Consider the following 13,345-nt stretch of genomic DNA (forward strand, 5'->3'; position numbering starts at 1 on the left):
TCGCGGACCGCGACCCTGACAGTCGGTAGGGTGCGGGCCATGCGCACTCTGTACCCCGAGATCGAGCCCCACGACTCCGGCATGCTCGACGTCGGCGACGGCCACTCGCTCTACTGGGAGGTCTCGGGCAACCCCGAGGGCAAGCCCGTCGTGTTCCTGCACGGCGGCCCCGGGGCCGGCACCTCGCCCGCCCACCGGCGGCTGTTCGACCCCGAGAAGTACCGCATCGTGCTGTTCGACCAGCGCATGTGCGGCCGCTCGACCCCGCACGCCGGCGAGCCGGAGGCCGACCTCTCGACCAACACCACCTGGTACCTCGTCGCCGACATCGAGCGCCTCCGCGAGCACCTCGGCGTCGAGCGCTGGCTCGTGCTCGGCGGCTCCTGGGGCTCGACCCTCGCCCTCGCCTACGCCGAGACCCACCCCGAGCGGGTCAGCGAGATCGTCCTCCGCGGGATCTTCACCCTCCGCCGCGCCGAGCTCGAGTGGTTCTACGAGGGCGGCGCCGCCGCGGTCTACCCGGACCTCTGGGAGGGCTACACCTCCGTCGTCCCGGCCGGCGAGCGGGGCAGCCTCATCGAGGCGTACTACCGCCTGCTCCACGACGCGGACCCCGCCGTGCACGGCCCCGCCGGTGTCGCCTGGACCACCTGGGAGGCGTCGACCATCACCCTCCTGCAGAAGCCGGAGCTGATCGCGGACTGGTCCGATCCCGTCTTCGCGCTCGCCTTCGCCCGCATCGAGAACCACTTCTTCGTGCACAGGGGCTGGCTGGAGGAGGGGCAGCTGATCCGCGACGCCGGCGTCCTCCGCGACATCCCGGCCGTCATCGTGCAGGGCCGCTACGACATGTGCACCCCGGCCTTCACCGCCTGGGACCTGCACCGGGCCTGGCCCGAGGCCGACTTCCGGATGATCGCCGACGCGGGCCACGCCTTCGACGAGCCGGGGATCCTCGACGCGCTGATCGAGGCGACGGACCGCTTCGCGTCCTGACGCGCGGGGCGGTCCGCGCCTCGCGGCCGGGATGCCCGGGCGCCCGTGCCTGAGCGTCCCGCGCCCGGTGCCGTCGTGCCCCGGGAGCGGGTCTACCCTGATCAGATGCGCGCGGACGACGCCTCCGGTATGGAGGACTGGCCCACCGGCCGGCTGCTCTCCACCGCCTCCCGGATGGTCGAGCACGCCTGGCACGGCGCTCTCGCCGAGATCGGCCTCACCCACGCCGGCCTGATCGTGCTGCACCTCCTGCAGGCGGGTCCCGTCGCGCAGAAGGAGCTGGCCGCCGCGGCCCACGTCGAGGTGCAGACCATGTCGCGCACCATCGAGCGCCTCGAGCGCGAGGGCCACGTCTCGCGCACCACGGATCCGTCGGACCGCCGCCGGCAGCTCGTCGCGCTCACCGACGCGGGCGGCGAGGCCTGGCGCCGGGCGCACCGCCTCGAGGTCGACATGTTCCCGGGCTCGCTCGAGCACGGCCCCCTGCGCGAGGCGCTGCTCGAGATCATCCGCTCGGCCAGCGAGTCGCGCTGGGGCTGACCGCAAGCCCGAGCGGAGCCCGTCCGCGGAGCGCTAGCTTCGTCGGCATGACCTTCAACGACGACTCCCAGCTCAGCGGCGGCAAGGTCCGCCGTCGCGGCCGCACCACCGGCATCGCCGTCGGCGGGGGCGCGGTGGGCGTGGTCGTGCTCGCGCTGCTCTCGCAGCTGCTCGGCGTGAACCTCTCGGGCCTCGGCGAGGTGTTCGGCGGAGGCGGGTCCTCGCCGGAGGGCGTCACCTCCACCGCGGTGGCCTGCGACAGCGGCGCCGACGCGAACACGCAGGTCGACTGCCGCCTCGAGGGTGCGGCCGAGTCGCTCGACCGCTACTGGGGCGAGCAGACGCCGACCCTCGGAGTCGCCTACACGACCCCGACCGGCGTCGACCTGTTCGAGGACAGCACCACCACCGGCTGCGGGAGCGCGACCGCCGCGGTCGGCCCGTTCTACTGCCCGCCGGACCGGACGATCTACCTCGACACCGACTTCTTCGACGAGCTGCGCACCCGGTTCGACACCTCGGGCGGATCGCTCGCGCAGATGTACATCCTCGCCCACGAGTGGGGCCACCACATCCAGAACCTGACCGGCGCGATGGAGTCGGCGGACCGCTCCGGCACCGGTCCCGAGTCGGACTCGGTGCGCCTCGAGCTGCAGGCCGACTGCTTCGCCGGAGCCTGGGTGGGCGACGCCTCGACGGTGCCCGACGAGACCGGCACGCCCTACCTCAAGCCGGTGACGGCGCAGGAGTACCAGGACGCGCTCGGCGCCGCGGCAGCCGTCGGCGACGACCGCATCCAGGAGCAGGCCACCGGCACCGTCGATCCGGAGGGGTGGACGCACGGCTCGGCCGAGCAGCGCCAGCGCTGGTTCCAGGCCGGCTTCGAGGGCGACGCCACCAGCTGCGACACCTTCGCGGCCGCGCAGCTCTGACCGGGCGCCGCTGAGGGCTCCTCGCCGCTGCCTGCGGACTCCCGCGGGTCAGGACACGGAGTCGGCCGGCTCCTCCATGTACCACTCGGTGAACGAGCGCGCCCGCCCGTCGGGGGCGAAGCGGATGACCCAGAGGTTCAGGTAGGTGCGGTCGCCCGGGTAGACGGTGCGCGCCTCCACCACGGCGGTCTCCTCCGTCAGCGCGACCAGGCCCCACGCGAACGTCGGGTCGGCGGGCTCCTCCTCCGCCCGCCACCACTCGACGATCGCGTCGCGCGGAGTGATCGCGTCGCGGTGCGGCGCCGTGAAGTACTCGGCGTCCTCGGTGAACAGTGCGGCCACGTCTGCCGCGTCGTCCGTGGCCCAGGCCTTCTCGTAGCCGGCGATCCAGCTCTCGATGTCGATCATCCGCCCATCCTCGTCCTGCCCGACGCGCGCGGGAAGGAGGAGGAGGGAACAAAGCGGCGGCCCGCGATGTTGAGCCCCGAGCCGGTCGAAAGCAGAGCCGAGCGATACGATCCCGCCGACGACGGCCCGCCCGCCGCCGCGGTCCGGGTGCGCGTCCGCCGCCGACACGAAGGACAGCCGTGCCCGACTCCGACAGACGCTCCCTGACCCGCTCGCCGGACCCGCGCCTCATCACCGCCGTCCTCGCCTTCGCGGGGATGAGCGCCTCCTTCATGCAGACGCTGGTCGTCCCGATCCAGTCCGAGCTGCCGACGCTGCTCGGCGCCGACCGCACCGAGACCGCGTGGGTGATCACCGCGACGCTGCTGAGCGCCTGCATCCTCACCCCGGTCTCGGGCCGCCTCGGCGACCTCTACGGCAAGCGGCGGATGGCTGTGGCCGCGCTGGTCGTCCTCGTGATCGGCTCGATCGTGTGCGCCTTCGCGGGCGACGTGTGGACGCTGGTCGTGGGCCGGGCCCTCCAGGGCGCTGTGATGGGCGTCATCCCGCTCGGCATCTCGATCCTCCGCGACACCCTCCACCGCGACCGGCTCCCCGGCGCGATCGCCCTGGTCAGCGCGACCCTCGGCATCGGCGGCGCGCTCGGCCTGCCGCTCAGCGCCCTCATCGCGCAGAACACCGACTGGCACGTCCTGTTCTGGATGTCCGCTGGCCTCGGTGTCCTCGACATCGTCCTCGTCCTCCTGGTCGTGCCGGTGTCGACGCTGCGCTCGCCGGGCACCTTCGACGTGGTCGGCACGATCGGCCTCGCCCTCGGACTGAGCGGCGTGCTGATCGCCGTCTCGCGCGGCAACGACTCCGGCTGGACCAGTCCCGCGATCCTGGGCTCCGGCCTCGGTGGCATCGCCGTCCTGCTCCTCTGGGGCTGGTACGAGCTGCGGCAGGAGAGCCCGCTCGTCGACCTCCGGGTGGCCGCCCGCCCCGCCGTCCTCTTCACCAACCTCGCCTCGGTGGCGGTCGGCTTCGCGTTCTTCGGCGCCCAGATCACGCTGCCGCAGCGCCTCGAGCTGCCGACCGCGTCCGGCGTCGGCTTCGGCCTGAGCCTGATCGTGGCGAGCCTCGTGCTCGCGCCCTCGGGCCTGGCGATGATGGCGACGTCCCCGCTCGCCGCCCGCCTCTCGGCGCAGTCCGGGCCGCAGCTCGTGCTGATCGCCGGCTCCGGGCTGATCGCGGTCTCGTACCTGCTGATCCTCCCGTTCGGCGGCGAGGTGTGGCAGATCCTGGTGATCAACGCCCTCATCGGCGTCGGGCTGGGCCTCGCCTACGCCGCGATGCCGACGCTCATCATGCACGCCGTCCCCGCCTCGGAGACCGCCGCCGCGAACGGGCTGAACTCGCTGATGCGCACCCTCGGCACGACGCTCTCCTCCGCCGTGACCGCGGGCGTGCTCGCGCAGCTGACCGTGTCGGTCGGCGACGTGCAGCTGCCGAGCTCGCAGGGCTTCGAGACCACGTTCGTGATCGGCGCGATCGGAGCGCTGGTCGCCGTCGCCCTCGGCCTGCTCATCCCGCGGGCGCCCCGCCCGGAGGCGCGACCCGCTCTGCCCTGACCGGTCCGCGCGTCGTCGGCCGCGAGTGCTCCTCGCCGAGGAGACCTGGTCGCGGCCGGCGACGCGCGGCCCGCTACTCGTCCTCGAGCAGCATCCGCTCGATCTGCAGCTCGCGCAGCCGCGTCGAGGCCTGCAGGTTCTCGCGCGCGGCGAGCACCAGGCGGCACAGCAGCACCAGCAGCACGATCGCGAGCACCGCGACCGCCGTCACGACGACTCCGTACAGCGCGGTCAGGACTCCCCAGGTCTGGATCATCCCTCGACGCTACGGAGCCGCACCCGCCCTCGCGTCCCCCGCCCGACGGAGTGCGCGGGGCGGGGCGAGCGGCCCGTGCAGGGGCAGCGGACGCGCAGAGCCCTGCCCGCAGGGGGTCAGCCCGCGAACGCCCCGCGGTACGCCCGCGCCGGGTGCGTCGCCGGCAGCTCGTCCGTCCCGAACAGCTTGCGGCGCAGCGTCCCCTCGGCGTACTCGGTCTGCGCGAGGCCCCGCTCCTGGAGCACCGGCATCACCCTGTCGACGAACTCCTCGTAGCTGCCGGGCAGGATCCAGTTGACGACGTTGATCCCGTCGATCCCCGCGTCGCGCCAGCCCGCCAGGTGGTCGGCGATCTGCTCCGGAGTGCCGACGACCCGTCCGCGCAGCTTCGCCGAGAGCCGGGCCAGATCGCGGACGGTCGGCTCGCGGTCGGGGGAGGCGTCGCGGATCCACTGCAGGTGGCTCTGGCCGGCGTAGGTCTCGATCGCCGAGAGCGGCAGGTCGGGGTCGAGCTTCTCGCCCGTCGCCGGGTCGAAGCCGAGGTTCGAGTGCACGAGGAACGCGTCCGAGGAGAGGTACTCGTCGATCTCGCGCTCGGCGCGGCGCGCCTCCTCCTCCGTGTCGCCGGTGATGAAGGAGAGGCCCAGGTAGAAGGAGGGCGCACCCGCTCCGCGACCGGCCGCCGCGGCGAGGGCCCGCGTGTCCTCGATCAGCTCGCGGGTCTTCTCCGGCGACCCCGAGAACACGAACTGCGCCTCCGCGTTCCGCGCGGCGAAGCGCCGGCCCGCGGGGGAGGAGCCGGCCTGGAAGAGCACGGGCGTGCGCTGGGGCGACGGAGCCGAGAGGTGCGGCCCCTGCACGCGGTAGCGCTTCCCGACGTGGTCGATGCGGTGGATGCGCGCCGGGTCGGCGAAGGAGCCGCTCTTGTCGCGCAGGAGCGCGCCGTCGTCCCACGAGCCCTCCCACAGCTTGTAGACCACGTCGAGGTACTCCTGCGCCCAGGCGTAGCGCTCGTCGTGCTCCTCGAGCCGGTCGTAGCCGAAGTTGCGGGCCGCGCCGTCGAGGGCGCTGGTGACGATGTTCCAGGCGATCCGCCCCTTCGAGAGGTGGTCGAGGGTCGAGACCTTCCGGGCGAAGTCGAACGGATGCGACTGCAGCACCGAGCTCGTGAACGCGAAGCCGAGGTGCTCGGTGCTCACCGCCAGGGCCGAGAGCAGCACCGACGGGTCGTTGCTGGGCAGCTGCAGCCCCTCGCGGGCGTTGACGTCCCAGTCGCCGTCCGCCGGACCGTAGAGCCCCGCCACGTCGGCGAAGAACATCGCGTCGAAGCGGCCGCGCTCCAGCGTCCGGGCGAGGTCGATCCAGAGCTGCACGTCGTCGAACTCGTGCTGCCGGGCGTCGGGGTGGCGCCAGAGGCCGTGCTGGATGTGGGAGGCGGTGTTCATGACGAACGCGCAGAAGCGCAGCGGGCGGGGCTCGGTGATCACGCTCCCAGGCTAGGCCGGGCGCCTCCCACCGGTCTCGAACGACTCCGCGCGTAGGGTGTCCGACTGTGGAATCCCGCATCCCCGAACACGCGCACGCCGTCCCTCCGCTGACGGATGCCGTCGCCGAAGCGCTCGACGCCACCACCGTCGCCGAGATCCGCGCCCTGCGCGACGACTTCGCGCGCTTCATGCTTCAGTACAAGTTCGGGATGGACGAGATCGTCACGAAGGTGTCGATCCTGCAGGAGGAGTTCCGCGAGCTGCAGGAGTACAACCCGATCGAGCACGTCACGAGCCGGCTCAAGTCGGCCGACAGCCTGATCGAGAAGATCGAGCGCAAGGGCTGCGAGACGACCTTCGAGGGCATCGCCGACGCGATCACCGACATCGCCGGCGTGCGGATCACCTGCAGCTTCGTCTCGGACGTCTACCGCGTCTTCGACCTGCTCACCTCGCAGTCCGACGTGACGGTGCTCGAGGTGAAGGACTACATCGCCGAGCCGAAGGAGAACGGCTACAAGAGCCTGCACGCGATCGTCGAGGTGCCCGTGTTCCTCTCCGGCGGATCGGTCGACGTCTGCGTCGAGGTGCAGTTCCGGACCATCGCGATGGACTTCTGGGCGAGCCTGGAGCACAAGATCTACTACAAGTACGACCGCCAGGTCCCGCAGGAGCTCCTCGACGGCCTCGCCGACGCGGCCCGCACCGCCGCCACCCTCGACGCCGACATGGAGCGCCTCCACCGCCAGGTCCGCGGCCCGCTGCCCGGGGCGCGCACCTACGACGTCTGACGCGCCGCCCCACGCCCCCGATCGGGCCGCCCCGACTCCTGCCGATCGAGCACCCCGCGCAGCGGGCCTCTCGAGATCCCCCTACGGAGTCAGCAGCGGCAGCAGCGCCAGCAGCAGCACCGCGGAGCCGTTCAGCGTCGCGTGCGAGACGATCGCCGCTCCGAGCCGCCCGGTGATCGTCGCGATCCAGCCGTGCGCGAGTCCCGCGGTGACCGTGGTCACGCCGAGCGTCACGATCGTCGCCGGGTTCACCATCTGGTGCCCGTGCAGCAGGGCGAAGACCGCCGTGGACGCCAGGATGCTGAACATCATCGCCCAGACGCGGCGGCCGCGGGTGGGCGCCGACTCCGCGGAGCCCCGGAGCATCCGGTTCCGCACCGCGCGCATCACGACGCCGCGGCAGAGGACCTCCTCGACCAGCGGCGCGACGACGACGGGGATGAGGACCGACCTCAGCACGAACCACAGCGGATCGGGGTCGATGTCGAGGTTCCCCTGCGCGTCCTGGAGGAGCGGAGCGAACGCGGCGAGCACGAACAGGATCACGACGCGCACCGCGATGCCGAGCCCGATCCCGATGGGCACGTCGATCCAGCGGAACCGCAGTCCGAAGTCGGCCGCCATCGTGCCCAGCCCGCGCAGCCGAGACGCCGCGAACGGGACGATCAGCGCGACGAGGTAGCTCGCGAGCGCCCCCGCGAAGGCGAGTCCGGCGGAGTAGGGGAGCACGCCGAACCCGAACAGCAGGATGAGCACGGCCAGCGGCAGGACGATCCCGACGATCGTGAGCACGGCGGTCGGCAGGCCCCAGCGGACCCGAGGATCGGGCAGGTAGAGGAGGGAGGAGTAGGGCGCATGGACCGAGGGGAGGGGCTCGGCCGGCCACGACGTCGTCGCAGCGGAGTCGGGCGCGAGCGTCGCGGGATCGGGCGGCGGGAAGGCGTCGGGTTGCATGGCCGGGCCAGCCTACGCAGACCGCCTGGACGGGATCCGGGCCGCAGTCACTGCTCGGCGCGGGCCGGAACGGGAGGGATGTGCGGCGGATCGCGGCGGCGGGGACCTCCGGGTACGAAGAAACCCCCGCCATGTAGAAGCTAGGCGAGGGTTCCAGTGGCTCCGACGGGCGTCGATCCCGTGACCTCACGATTTTCAGTCGTGCGCTCTACCAACTGAGCTACAGAGCCGTTGCGACGTGATGTCGCTGGAGAGGTGATCTCCTGACAAAGGCCCTTCCTCTCGGAAGGGCCTCTTTGCGACCCTGACGGGACTTGAACCCGCGACCTCCGCCGTGACAGGGCGGCACGCTAACCAACTGCGCTACAGGGCCTCGTTGCGAAGACAAGCATACTGCCTTCGAGGCTGTTCTATTTTCACGCCCCGACCCTCTCGAGCCGGTGCACTTTCCGGTGGTGCTGGTACTTCTGGTGGTGCTGGTAGTACCGACCCATCCGTGACCCCAACGGGATTCGAACCCGTGCTGCCGCCGTGAAAGGGCGGTGTCCTAGGCCACTAAACGATGGGGCCGGAGACTCGCGGGGCGACCCTGCGGCCGACCCCCCATGACTACCGACACGCAAGCATAGGGGGCTGCGGCGCAGGATGCAAAATCGACGGTTCCGCAGGCGGCGTGCACCCCGTCCGGGGTTGACCCGGGTCTAGGAGATCGGGCAGGGCCGCGGTTAGGGTGGGGCGGAATCGCTCTTCCCCCCACCCGCGCGCCGGAGCCGCACCGCCGCGGAGGGAGGGCCCCCTATCCCCGAGGTCCCATGCCCCACTCCCTGCGCCGTCCGCGTCCCGCCCGCCTCCCCGGCGCGCCGCGACTCGGGCGACTCCGAGGTGCTGCCCTGGCCTCCGCCGTCGTCGCGCTCGTCGCCGGACTGCTCGTCGCCACTCCCGCCCAGGCGGTCGAGTACCCGTCGTGGGCCGACGTCGAGGCGGCGAAGGGCGACACCGCCGCCGCGGCCGCTCAGGTCGACCGGATCACGTCCCTGATCGGCGACCTCCAGAGCGAGGTCGCCTCCGCTCAGCAGCTCGCGCAGCAGCGCGGCGACGAGCACTTCGCCGCTCAGCAGGCGTTCGACGAGGCCTCGGACCAGTCGAAGAAGCTCGAGGACCGGGCCGCCGCCAGCGCCGAGGAGGCCGACAAGGCCTCGCAGCAGGCGGGCCTGCTCGCCGCGCAGCTCTACCGCAGCACCGGCACCGACCTGTCCGTCAACATCTTCCTCGACCAGAAGGCCGGCCAGGCCGACCAGCTGCTGTCGAAGATCGGGAGCATGACCAAGCTGGTCGAGCGCTCCTCCGCGATCTACGAGCAGGCCAGCACCGCCCGCAACACCGCGTCCTCCCTCGCCGACCAGGCCGAGGTCGCGCAGACGGAGCGCGAGCGCCTCCGCGTCGCCGCCGAGCAGAAGCTGGCCGAGGCGACCGCCGCCCAGGAGGCGTCCGAGGCCGCGCTCGCCGAGCAGCAGGAGCAGAGCGTCGTGCTCGAGCAGCAGCTCGCCGCGCTCCGCGACACCGAGTCGAAGACCGTGGCCGAGTACGAGGCCGGCGTCGCCGCCCGCGAGGCCGAGCGCCTCCGGAAGCTCGCCGAGGAGGAGGCCGCCCGCCAGGCCGCCGCCCAGGCCGAGGCCGCGCGCCGCGAGGCCGCTCGGGCCGCAGCCGCATCCAGCGGCGGCAGCGGTGGCGGTGGCGGGTACGTCGCCCCCTCGGGCGGCGGCGGCTCCAGCGCCGTCAGCGACTCCGGCTGGGTCCGCCCTGCCGGAGGCCGCATCACCGGCACCTTCGGCCCGCGCGACAGCATCTCGACCGGCGGAGGGTCCTCCGGCTCGTACCACCGCGGCACCGACCTCGCGGGCGGCTGCGGCATCCCGATCTTCGCGGCGCACAGCGGCACCGTCTCCTACGCGGGCCCCAACGGCACCTACGGCAACTGGGTTCTGATCGACCACGGCAGCGGCATCAGCACCGGCTACGCCCACATCATGTCCGGCGGGATCTTCGTCCGCGTCGGCCAGCAGGTCCAGGCGGGCGAGCAGATCGCCGCCGTCGGCTCGACCGGCGCCTCCACCGGCTGCCACCTGCACTTCGAGACCCGCGTCAACGGCTCCGCCGTCGACGCCCAACCTTTCATGGCCCAACGAGGAGTCACCCTTGGCTGACGCACAGACGACCGCACGCACCTTCACCCCGGCACCCCGGGAGCGCGCCTGGAAGGGCCGCCTCCCGCTCGTCATCTCCGCCGCCTTCGCGGTCACGGCGGTCACAGCGTCCCTCGGCATCACCCCGGCCCTCGCCGACGACGCGAAGTACCCCTCGTGGGACGACGTGCAGAACGCGAAGAAGGACGAGGCGAGCAAGCAGGCCGAGATCGACTCGATCACCGGCCTCATCGCGAGCCTGCAGACCGCGGTCGACGAGAAGTCGATCGCCGCGATGAAGAAGGCCGAGGCCTGGCGCCAGGCCAAGGAGGCGCTCGACGCCGCTGCGAAGGCCGTCGCCGACCTCGAGGGGAAGGCGACCACCGCCTCCGCCAAGGCCCAGACCTCGAAGATGCGCGCCGGCCTGCTGGCCGCGCACCTCTCGCGCGCCGCCGGCGGCGACCTCTCCGCCAGCCTCGTCGCCAAGGGCAAGGACGCGGGCGACCTGCTCTACCAGCTCGGCGCGATGTCGCAGCTCTCGGAGCAGTCGCAGAAGGTCTACGCCGACGCCCTCGCCGACAAGCAGAACGCGGAGTCGCTCGGCGACCAGGCCGACCGCGCCGTCACCGAGCACCAGGCGCTCTCGGACGAGGCCGACGCCGCCCGCAAGGACGCCGACGCCGCCGCCGAGTCGGCCCGCGCGTCGCTCTCGGCGCAGGAGGAGAAGTCGCAGGAGCTGGCCGCCCAGCTCGCGCTGCTGAAGGACTCCTCGGTCGAGGCCGAGACCCAGTACCTCGCGGGCGAGCAGAAGCGCCAGGCCGACGAGGCCGCCGCCCAGGCGCAGGCCGAGGCGGAGGCCGCCGCTCAGGCGCAGTCCACCGCCCGCTCCGCCCAGCAGCAGTCCTCGGCGCAGGCCGACACCGCCGCCCCGTCGCGTCAGACCGCGTCCCTCCCGCAGCCCGCCGCGCCGCAGCCCGCGCAGCAGCAGCCGGCTCCGGCTCCGGCTCCGGCTCCGGCCCAGCCCGCTGCTCAGCCGATCGCCCAGCCGGCGGCTCAGCCGCTCCCGCAACCGGTGACCGCTCCGGTCCTGGTGCCGACCAGCGGCGCCGTCGAGAACGCGATCTCGTACGCGATGGCTCAGCTCGGCGAGGAGTACGTCCTCGGCGGCATGGGCCCGGACCAGTGGGACTGCTCCGGCCTCACCAAGGCCTCGTACGCGTCCTCGGGCATCTACATCGGCACCCACTCGGCGACGAACCAGTACAACACCATGGCCGGCGCCGGCAAGCTCGTCCCCTACAGCCAGCGCCAGCGCGGCGACCTGATCTTCTGGGGCGGCGGCGGAGACTACTACCACGTGGCCATCTACCTCGGGAACAACCAGATCATCGAGGCCGCCGACTACGGCAAGCCCGTGCGCATCTGGAACACCTGGGGCACGCCCGCCGGCATGGTCGGCCGCCCGGCCGCCTGAGCCGCGGCCGCACCGCGCAACGAGAGAACCCCCTCCTGTCGAGACGACGGGAGGGGGTTCCTTCGTTGGTGCGAGGGGTCAGTGACCCTCTTCGGCCAGCTTCTTGATGCCGTCCTGGACGATCTGCTCCGCCTCGGCGGCGTCGCCCCACGCGTCGACCTTGACCCACTTGCCGGGCTCGAGGTCCTTGTAGCGCTCGAAGAAGTGCTTGATCTCGTTCTTCGTCTGCTCCGGGACGTCGCCGATGTCCTGGATGTGCTGCCAGCGCGGGTCCTTCGCGGGGACCACGATCACCTTCGCGTCGGAGCCGGCCTCGTCGCTCATGTTGAGCACGCCGACCGGGCGGACGGAGACGCCCACGCCCGGGAAGACGGGGTACTCGAGCAGCACCAGCGCGTCGACGGGGTCGCCGTCGAGGCCGAGGGTGTTCTCGAAGTACCCGTAGTCCGTCGGGTAGACGAAGGAGGTGAAGAGCACGCGGTCGAGGTAGACGCGACCGGTCTCGTGGTCGACCTCGTACTTGTTGCGGCTCCCCTTGGGGATCTCGACGACGACGTCGTATGCGGCCATGCTCTCTCCTTGAGTCGGTGGCGCCGTGAGCGGCGCATCGGCGGACGGATCGGCCTCCGGAACGCTCGCGCGGGTGCGCGCGCGGGAGGGGCGGATCGCTGGCATTACGTTACTTGATGTGCCCGATCGCCCCCGCCTGACCCCCGCCGTCGCCGATCTGCGGCGGGCGGTGCGCGAGAGCCTCGACGGGCTCGACCCCGGAGCGCTCGTGCTGGTCGCGCTGAGCGGGGGAGCGGACTCGCTCGCGCTCGCGGCGGCGGTCGCCTTCGAGGCCCCGCGGGGCGGGAGGCGGGCCGGCGCGGTGATCGTCGACCACGGGCTGCAGGAGGCGTCGGCGGAGGTCGCGCGGCGGGCCGCGGAGCAGGCGCACGGGCTGGGGCTCGCGCCGGTGCTGCGCGAGGTGGTGACGGTGTCCGCCGAGGGCGGTCCGGAGGCGGCCGCCCGCAGCGCGCGCTACCGCGCCTTCGACGACGCGCTGACCGCGACGGGCGCCGCCGCGATCCTCCTGGGCCACACCCTCGACGACCAGGCCGAGACGGTGCTGCTGGGCCTGGCACGAGGAGCCGGTGCGGCCTCGCTGCACGGGATGGCGCCGGTCAGCGGGCCGCTGCGTCGGCCGATTCTGGGCCTGCGGCGCGAGACGACCCGCCTCGCCTGCTCCGACCAGGGACTCGTGCCGTGGGACGACCCGCACAACGACGACCCCCGCTACTCGCGGGTCCGGGTGCGGAACCGCGTGCTGCCCGTGCTGGAGGACGAGCTGGGGCCGGGAGTGGCGCAGGCTCTGGCGCGCACGGCCGAGCAGCTGCGGGAGGACGGGGACGCGCTCGACGCGCTCGCCCTCGACTGGGCGCTCGAGCTGGTGGGCCAGGACGAGGCGGGGCACGTCACGGTCGACGCGCGCGGGCTCGCGGCGGACCCGCCGGCGCTGCGGCAGCGGATCATCCGCCTGGTCGTGGCGAACGAGTTCGGAGTCGCGCTCTCGCGCTCGCAGACGCTGGCGGTCGCCGCGCTGGTCACCGACTGGCACGGCCAGAAGGGCGTCGACCTCCCCGGCGTCCTCGCCACCCGCCGCGGCACCACCCTCGTCTTCGCACCCGCGGCCGGTGGCGAGGACGCCGGGGAGGTCGACGCCCTTCTGGCC

Annotated in this window: 13 protein-coding genes and 3 tRNA genes; 8 read left to right on the forward strand and 8 right to left on the reverse strand. The window is 72.7% G+C overall.

The features are described 5' to 3' along the window. The first annotated feature begins 39 nt into the window (after window positions 1-39). The 3 genes from pip to C5D36_RS12910 all read left to right on the forward strand — a co-directional run bounded on the left by pip (window position 40) and on the right by C5D36_RS12910 (window position 2,468). Window positions 40-996, forward strand: a complete 957-nt coding sequence (gene pip / locus C5D36_RS12900; protein ID WP_104226020.1) for a prolyl aminopeptidase — start codon at window positions 40-42, stop codon at window positions 994-996. Between the two features lie 105 nt (window positions 997-1,101). Beyond that, window positions 1,102-1,536, forward strand: a complete 435-nt coding sequence (locus C5D36_RS12905) for a MarR family winged helix-turn-helix transcriptional regulator (RefSeq protein ID WP_104224399.1) — start codon at window positions 1,102-1,104, stop codon at window positions 1,534-1,536. A gap of 47 nt (window positions 1,537-1,583) precedes the next feature. Continuing rightward, window positions 1,584-2,468: a neutral zinc metallopeptidase gene (locus C5D36_RS12910; RefSeq protein ID WP_104224400.1), complete on the forward strand. Its 885-nt coding sequence runs from the start codon at window positions 1,584-1,586 to the stop codon at window positions 2,466-2,468. Between the two features lie 48 nt (window positions 2,469-2,516). On the opposite strand, the gene C5D36_RS12915 is transcribed toward C5D36_RS12910, so the two are convergent. After that, on the reverse strand, window positions 2,517-2,876 hold the full coding sequence (locus C5D36_RS12915; protein WP_104234314.1) for a nuclear transport factor 2 family protein: 360 nt from the start codon (window positions 2,874-2,876) through the stop codon (window positions 2,517-2,519). A gap of 179 nt (window positions 2,877-3,055) precedes the next feature. Here C5D36_RS12915 and C5D36_RS12920 point away from each other — a divergent pair, with 179 nt between their 5' ends. Continuing rightward, window positions 3,056-4,486: an MFS transporter gene (locus tag C5D36_RS12920; RefSeq protein WP_258062941.1), complete on the forward strand. Its 1,431-nt coding sequence runs from the start codon at window positions 3,056-3,058 to the stop codon at window positions 4,484-4,486. A gap of 73 nt (window positions 4,487-4,559) precedes the next feature. Here C5D36_RS12920 and C5D36_RS12925 read toward each other — a convergent pair whose 3' ends face one another. Then, the gene (locus C5D36_RS12925) at window positions 4,560-4,742 is read right to left on the reverse strand and encodes a hypothetical protein (RefSeq protein WP_104224402.1); all 183 of its coding nucleotides are present in this window, start codon (window positions 4,740-4,742) and stop codon (window positions 4,560-4,562) included. 116 nt (window positions 4,743-4,858) lie between these two features. Continuing rightward, complete coding sequence (locus C5D36_RS12930) at window positions 4,859-6,187, reverse strand: NtaA/DmoA family FMN-dependent monooxygenase (RefSeq protein WP_374953130.1); 1,329 nt, start codon at window positions 6,185-6,187, stop codon at window positions 4,859-4,861. Window positions 6,188-6,336: 149 nt separating this feature from the next. Here C5D36_RS12930 and C5D36_RS12935 point away from each other — a divergent pair, with 149 nt between their 5' ends. Then, a complete protein-coding gene (locus tag C5D36_RS12935) occupies window positions 6,337-7,020 on the forward strand; it encodes a GTP pyrophosphokinase family protein (RefSeq protein ID WP_374953780.1) in 684 nt (227 codons plus the stop codon). An 81-nt stretch (window positions 7,021-7,101) separates the two neighbouring features. Here C5D36_RS12935 and C5D36_RS12940 read toward each other — a convergent pair whose 3' ends face one another. The 4 genes from C5D36_RS12940 to C5D36_RS12955 all read right to left on the reverse strand — a co-directional run bounded on the left by C5D36_RS12940 (window position 7,102) and on the right by C5D36_RS12955 (window position 8,544). After that, window positions 7,102-7,974, reverse strand: coding sequence for a CPBP family intramembrane glutamic endopeptidase (locus tag C5D36_RS12940; protein WP_104295996.1), 873 nt, complete (start codon window positions 7,972-7,974; stop codon window positions 7,102-7,104). 157 nt (window positions 7,975-8,131) lie between these two features. Continuing rightward, a tRNA-Phe gene (locus C5D36_RS12945) sits at window positions 8,132-8,204 on the reverse strand. A 69-nt stretch (window positions 8,205-8,273) separates the two neighbouring features. Further along, window positions 8,274-8,347: transfer RNA gene (locus C5D36_RS12950), tRNA-Asp, on the reverse strand. 124 nt (window positions 8,348-8,471) lie between these two features. After that, window positions 8,472-8,544: transfer RNA gene (locus C5D36_RS12955), tRNA-Glu, on the reverse strand. A 242-nt stretch (window positions 8,545-8,786) separates the two neighbouring features. Between C5D36_RS12955 and C5D36_RS12960 the strand changes: the two genes are divergently transcribed. Together C5D36_RS12960 and C5D36_RS12965 are read left to right on the forward strand one after the other, a co-directional pair. Beyond that, window positions 8,787-10,178, forward strand: coding sequence for a peptidoglycan DD-metalloendopeptidase family protein (locus tag C5D36_RS12960; RefSeq protein WP_104255528.1), 1,392 nt, complete (start codon window positions 8,787-8,789; stop codon window positions 10,176-10,178). Beyond that, window positions 10,171-11,631 (forward strand): C40 family peptidase, encoded by a 1,461-nt coding sequence (locus C5D36_RS12965; RefSeq protein ID WP_104295997.1) that lies wholly within the window; start codon window positions 10,171-10,173, stop codon window positions 11,629-11,631. The genes C5D36_RS12960 and C5D36_RS12965 overlap by 8 nt, the downstream gene beginning before the upstream one ends. 78 nt (window positions 11,632-11,709) lie before the next feature. Here C5D36_RS12965 and ppa read toward each other — a convergent pair whose 3' ends face one another. Next, window positions 11,710-12,201, reverse strand: coding sequence for an inorganic diphosphatase (gene ppa, locus C5D36_RS12970; RefSeq protein WP_068255683.1), 492 nt, complete (start codon window positions 12,199-12,201; stop codon window positions 11,710-11,712). A 136-nt stretch (window positions 12,202-12,337) separates the two neighbouring features. On the opposite strand from ppa, the gene tilS reads away from it, so the two are divergent. Beyond that, on the forward strand, window positions 12,338-13,345 hold a 1,008-nt coding region (tilS, locus tag C5D36_RS12975; RefSeq protein WP_374953781.1), incomplete at its 3' end, for a tRNA lysidine(34) synthetase TilS.

This window comes from Rathayibacter sp. AY1C6, from assembly GCF_002931535.1.
In the GTDB taxonomy this organism is placed as follows: Bacteria; Actinomycetota; Actinomycetes; order Actinomycetales; family Microbacteriaceae; genus Rathayibacter.

Bases quoted from the DNA above. Each gene is read 5' to 3' on its own strand.
- C5D36_RS12910 (WP_104224400.1), top strand. From the start codon at position 1,584: ATGACCTTCAACGACGACTCCCAGCTCAGCGGCGGCAAGGTCCGCCGT.
- C5D36_RS12915 (WP_104234314.1), bottom strand. From the start codon at position 2,876: ATGATCGACATCGAGAGCTGGATCGCCGGCTACGAGAAGGCCTGGGCC.
- C5D36_RS12930 (WP_374953130.1), bottom strand. From the start codon at position 6,187: ATGAACACCGCCTCCCACATCCAGCACGGCCTCTGGCGCCACCCCGAC.
- C5D36_RS12940 (WP_104295996.1), bottom strand. From the start codon at position 7,974: ATGCAACCCGACGCCTTCCCGCCGCCCGATCCCGCGACGCTCGCGCCC.
- C5D36_RS12960 (WP_104255528.1), top strand. From the start codon at position 8,787: ATGCCCCACTCCCTGCGCCGTCCGCGTCCCGCCCGCCTCCCCGGCGCG.
- C5D36_RS12905 (WP_104224399.1), top strand. From the start codon at position 1,102: ATGCGCGCGGACGACGCCTCCGGTATGGAGGACTGGCCCACCGGCCGG.
- ppa (WP_068255683.1), bottom strand. From the start codon at position 12,201: ATGGCCGCATACGACGTCGTCGTCGAGATCCCCAAGGGGAGCCGCAAC.
- C5D36_RS12925 (WP_104224402.1), bottom strand. From the start codon at position 4,742: ATGATCCAGACCTGGGGAGTCCTGACCGCGCTGTACGGAGTCGTCGTG.
- pip (WP_104226020.1), top strand. From the start codon at position 40: ATGCGCACTCTGTACCCCGAGATCGAGCCCCACGACTCCGGCATGCTC.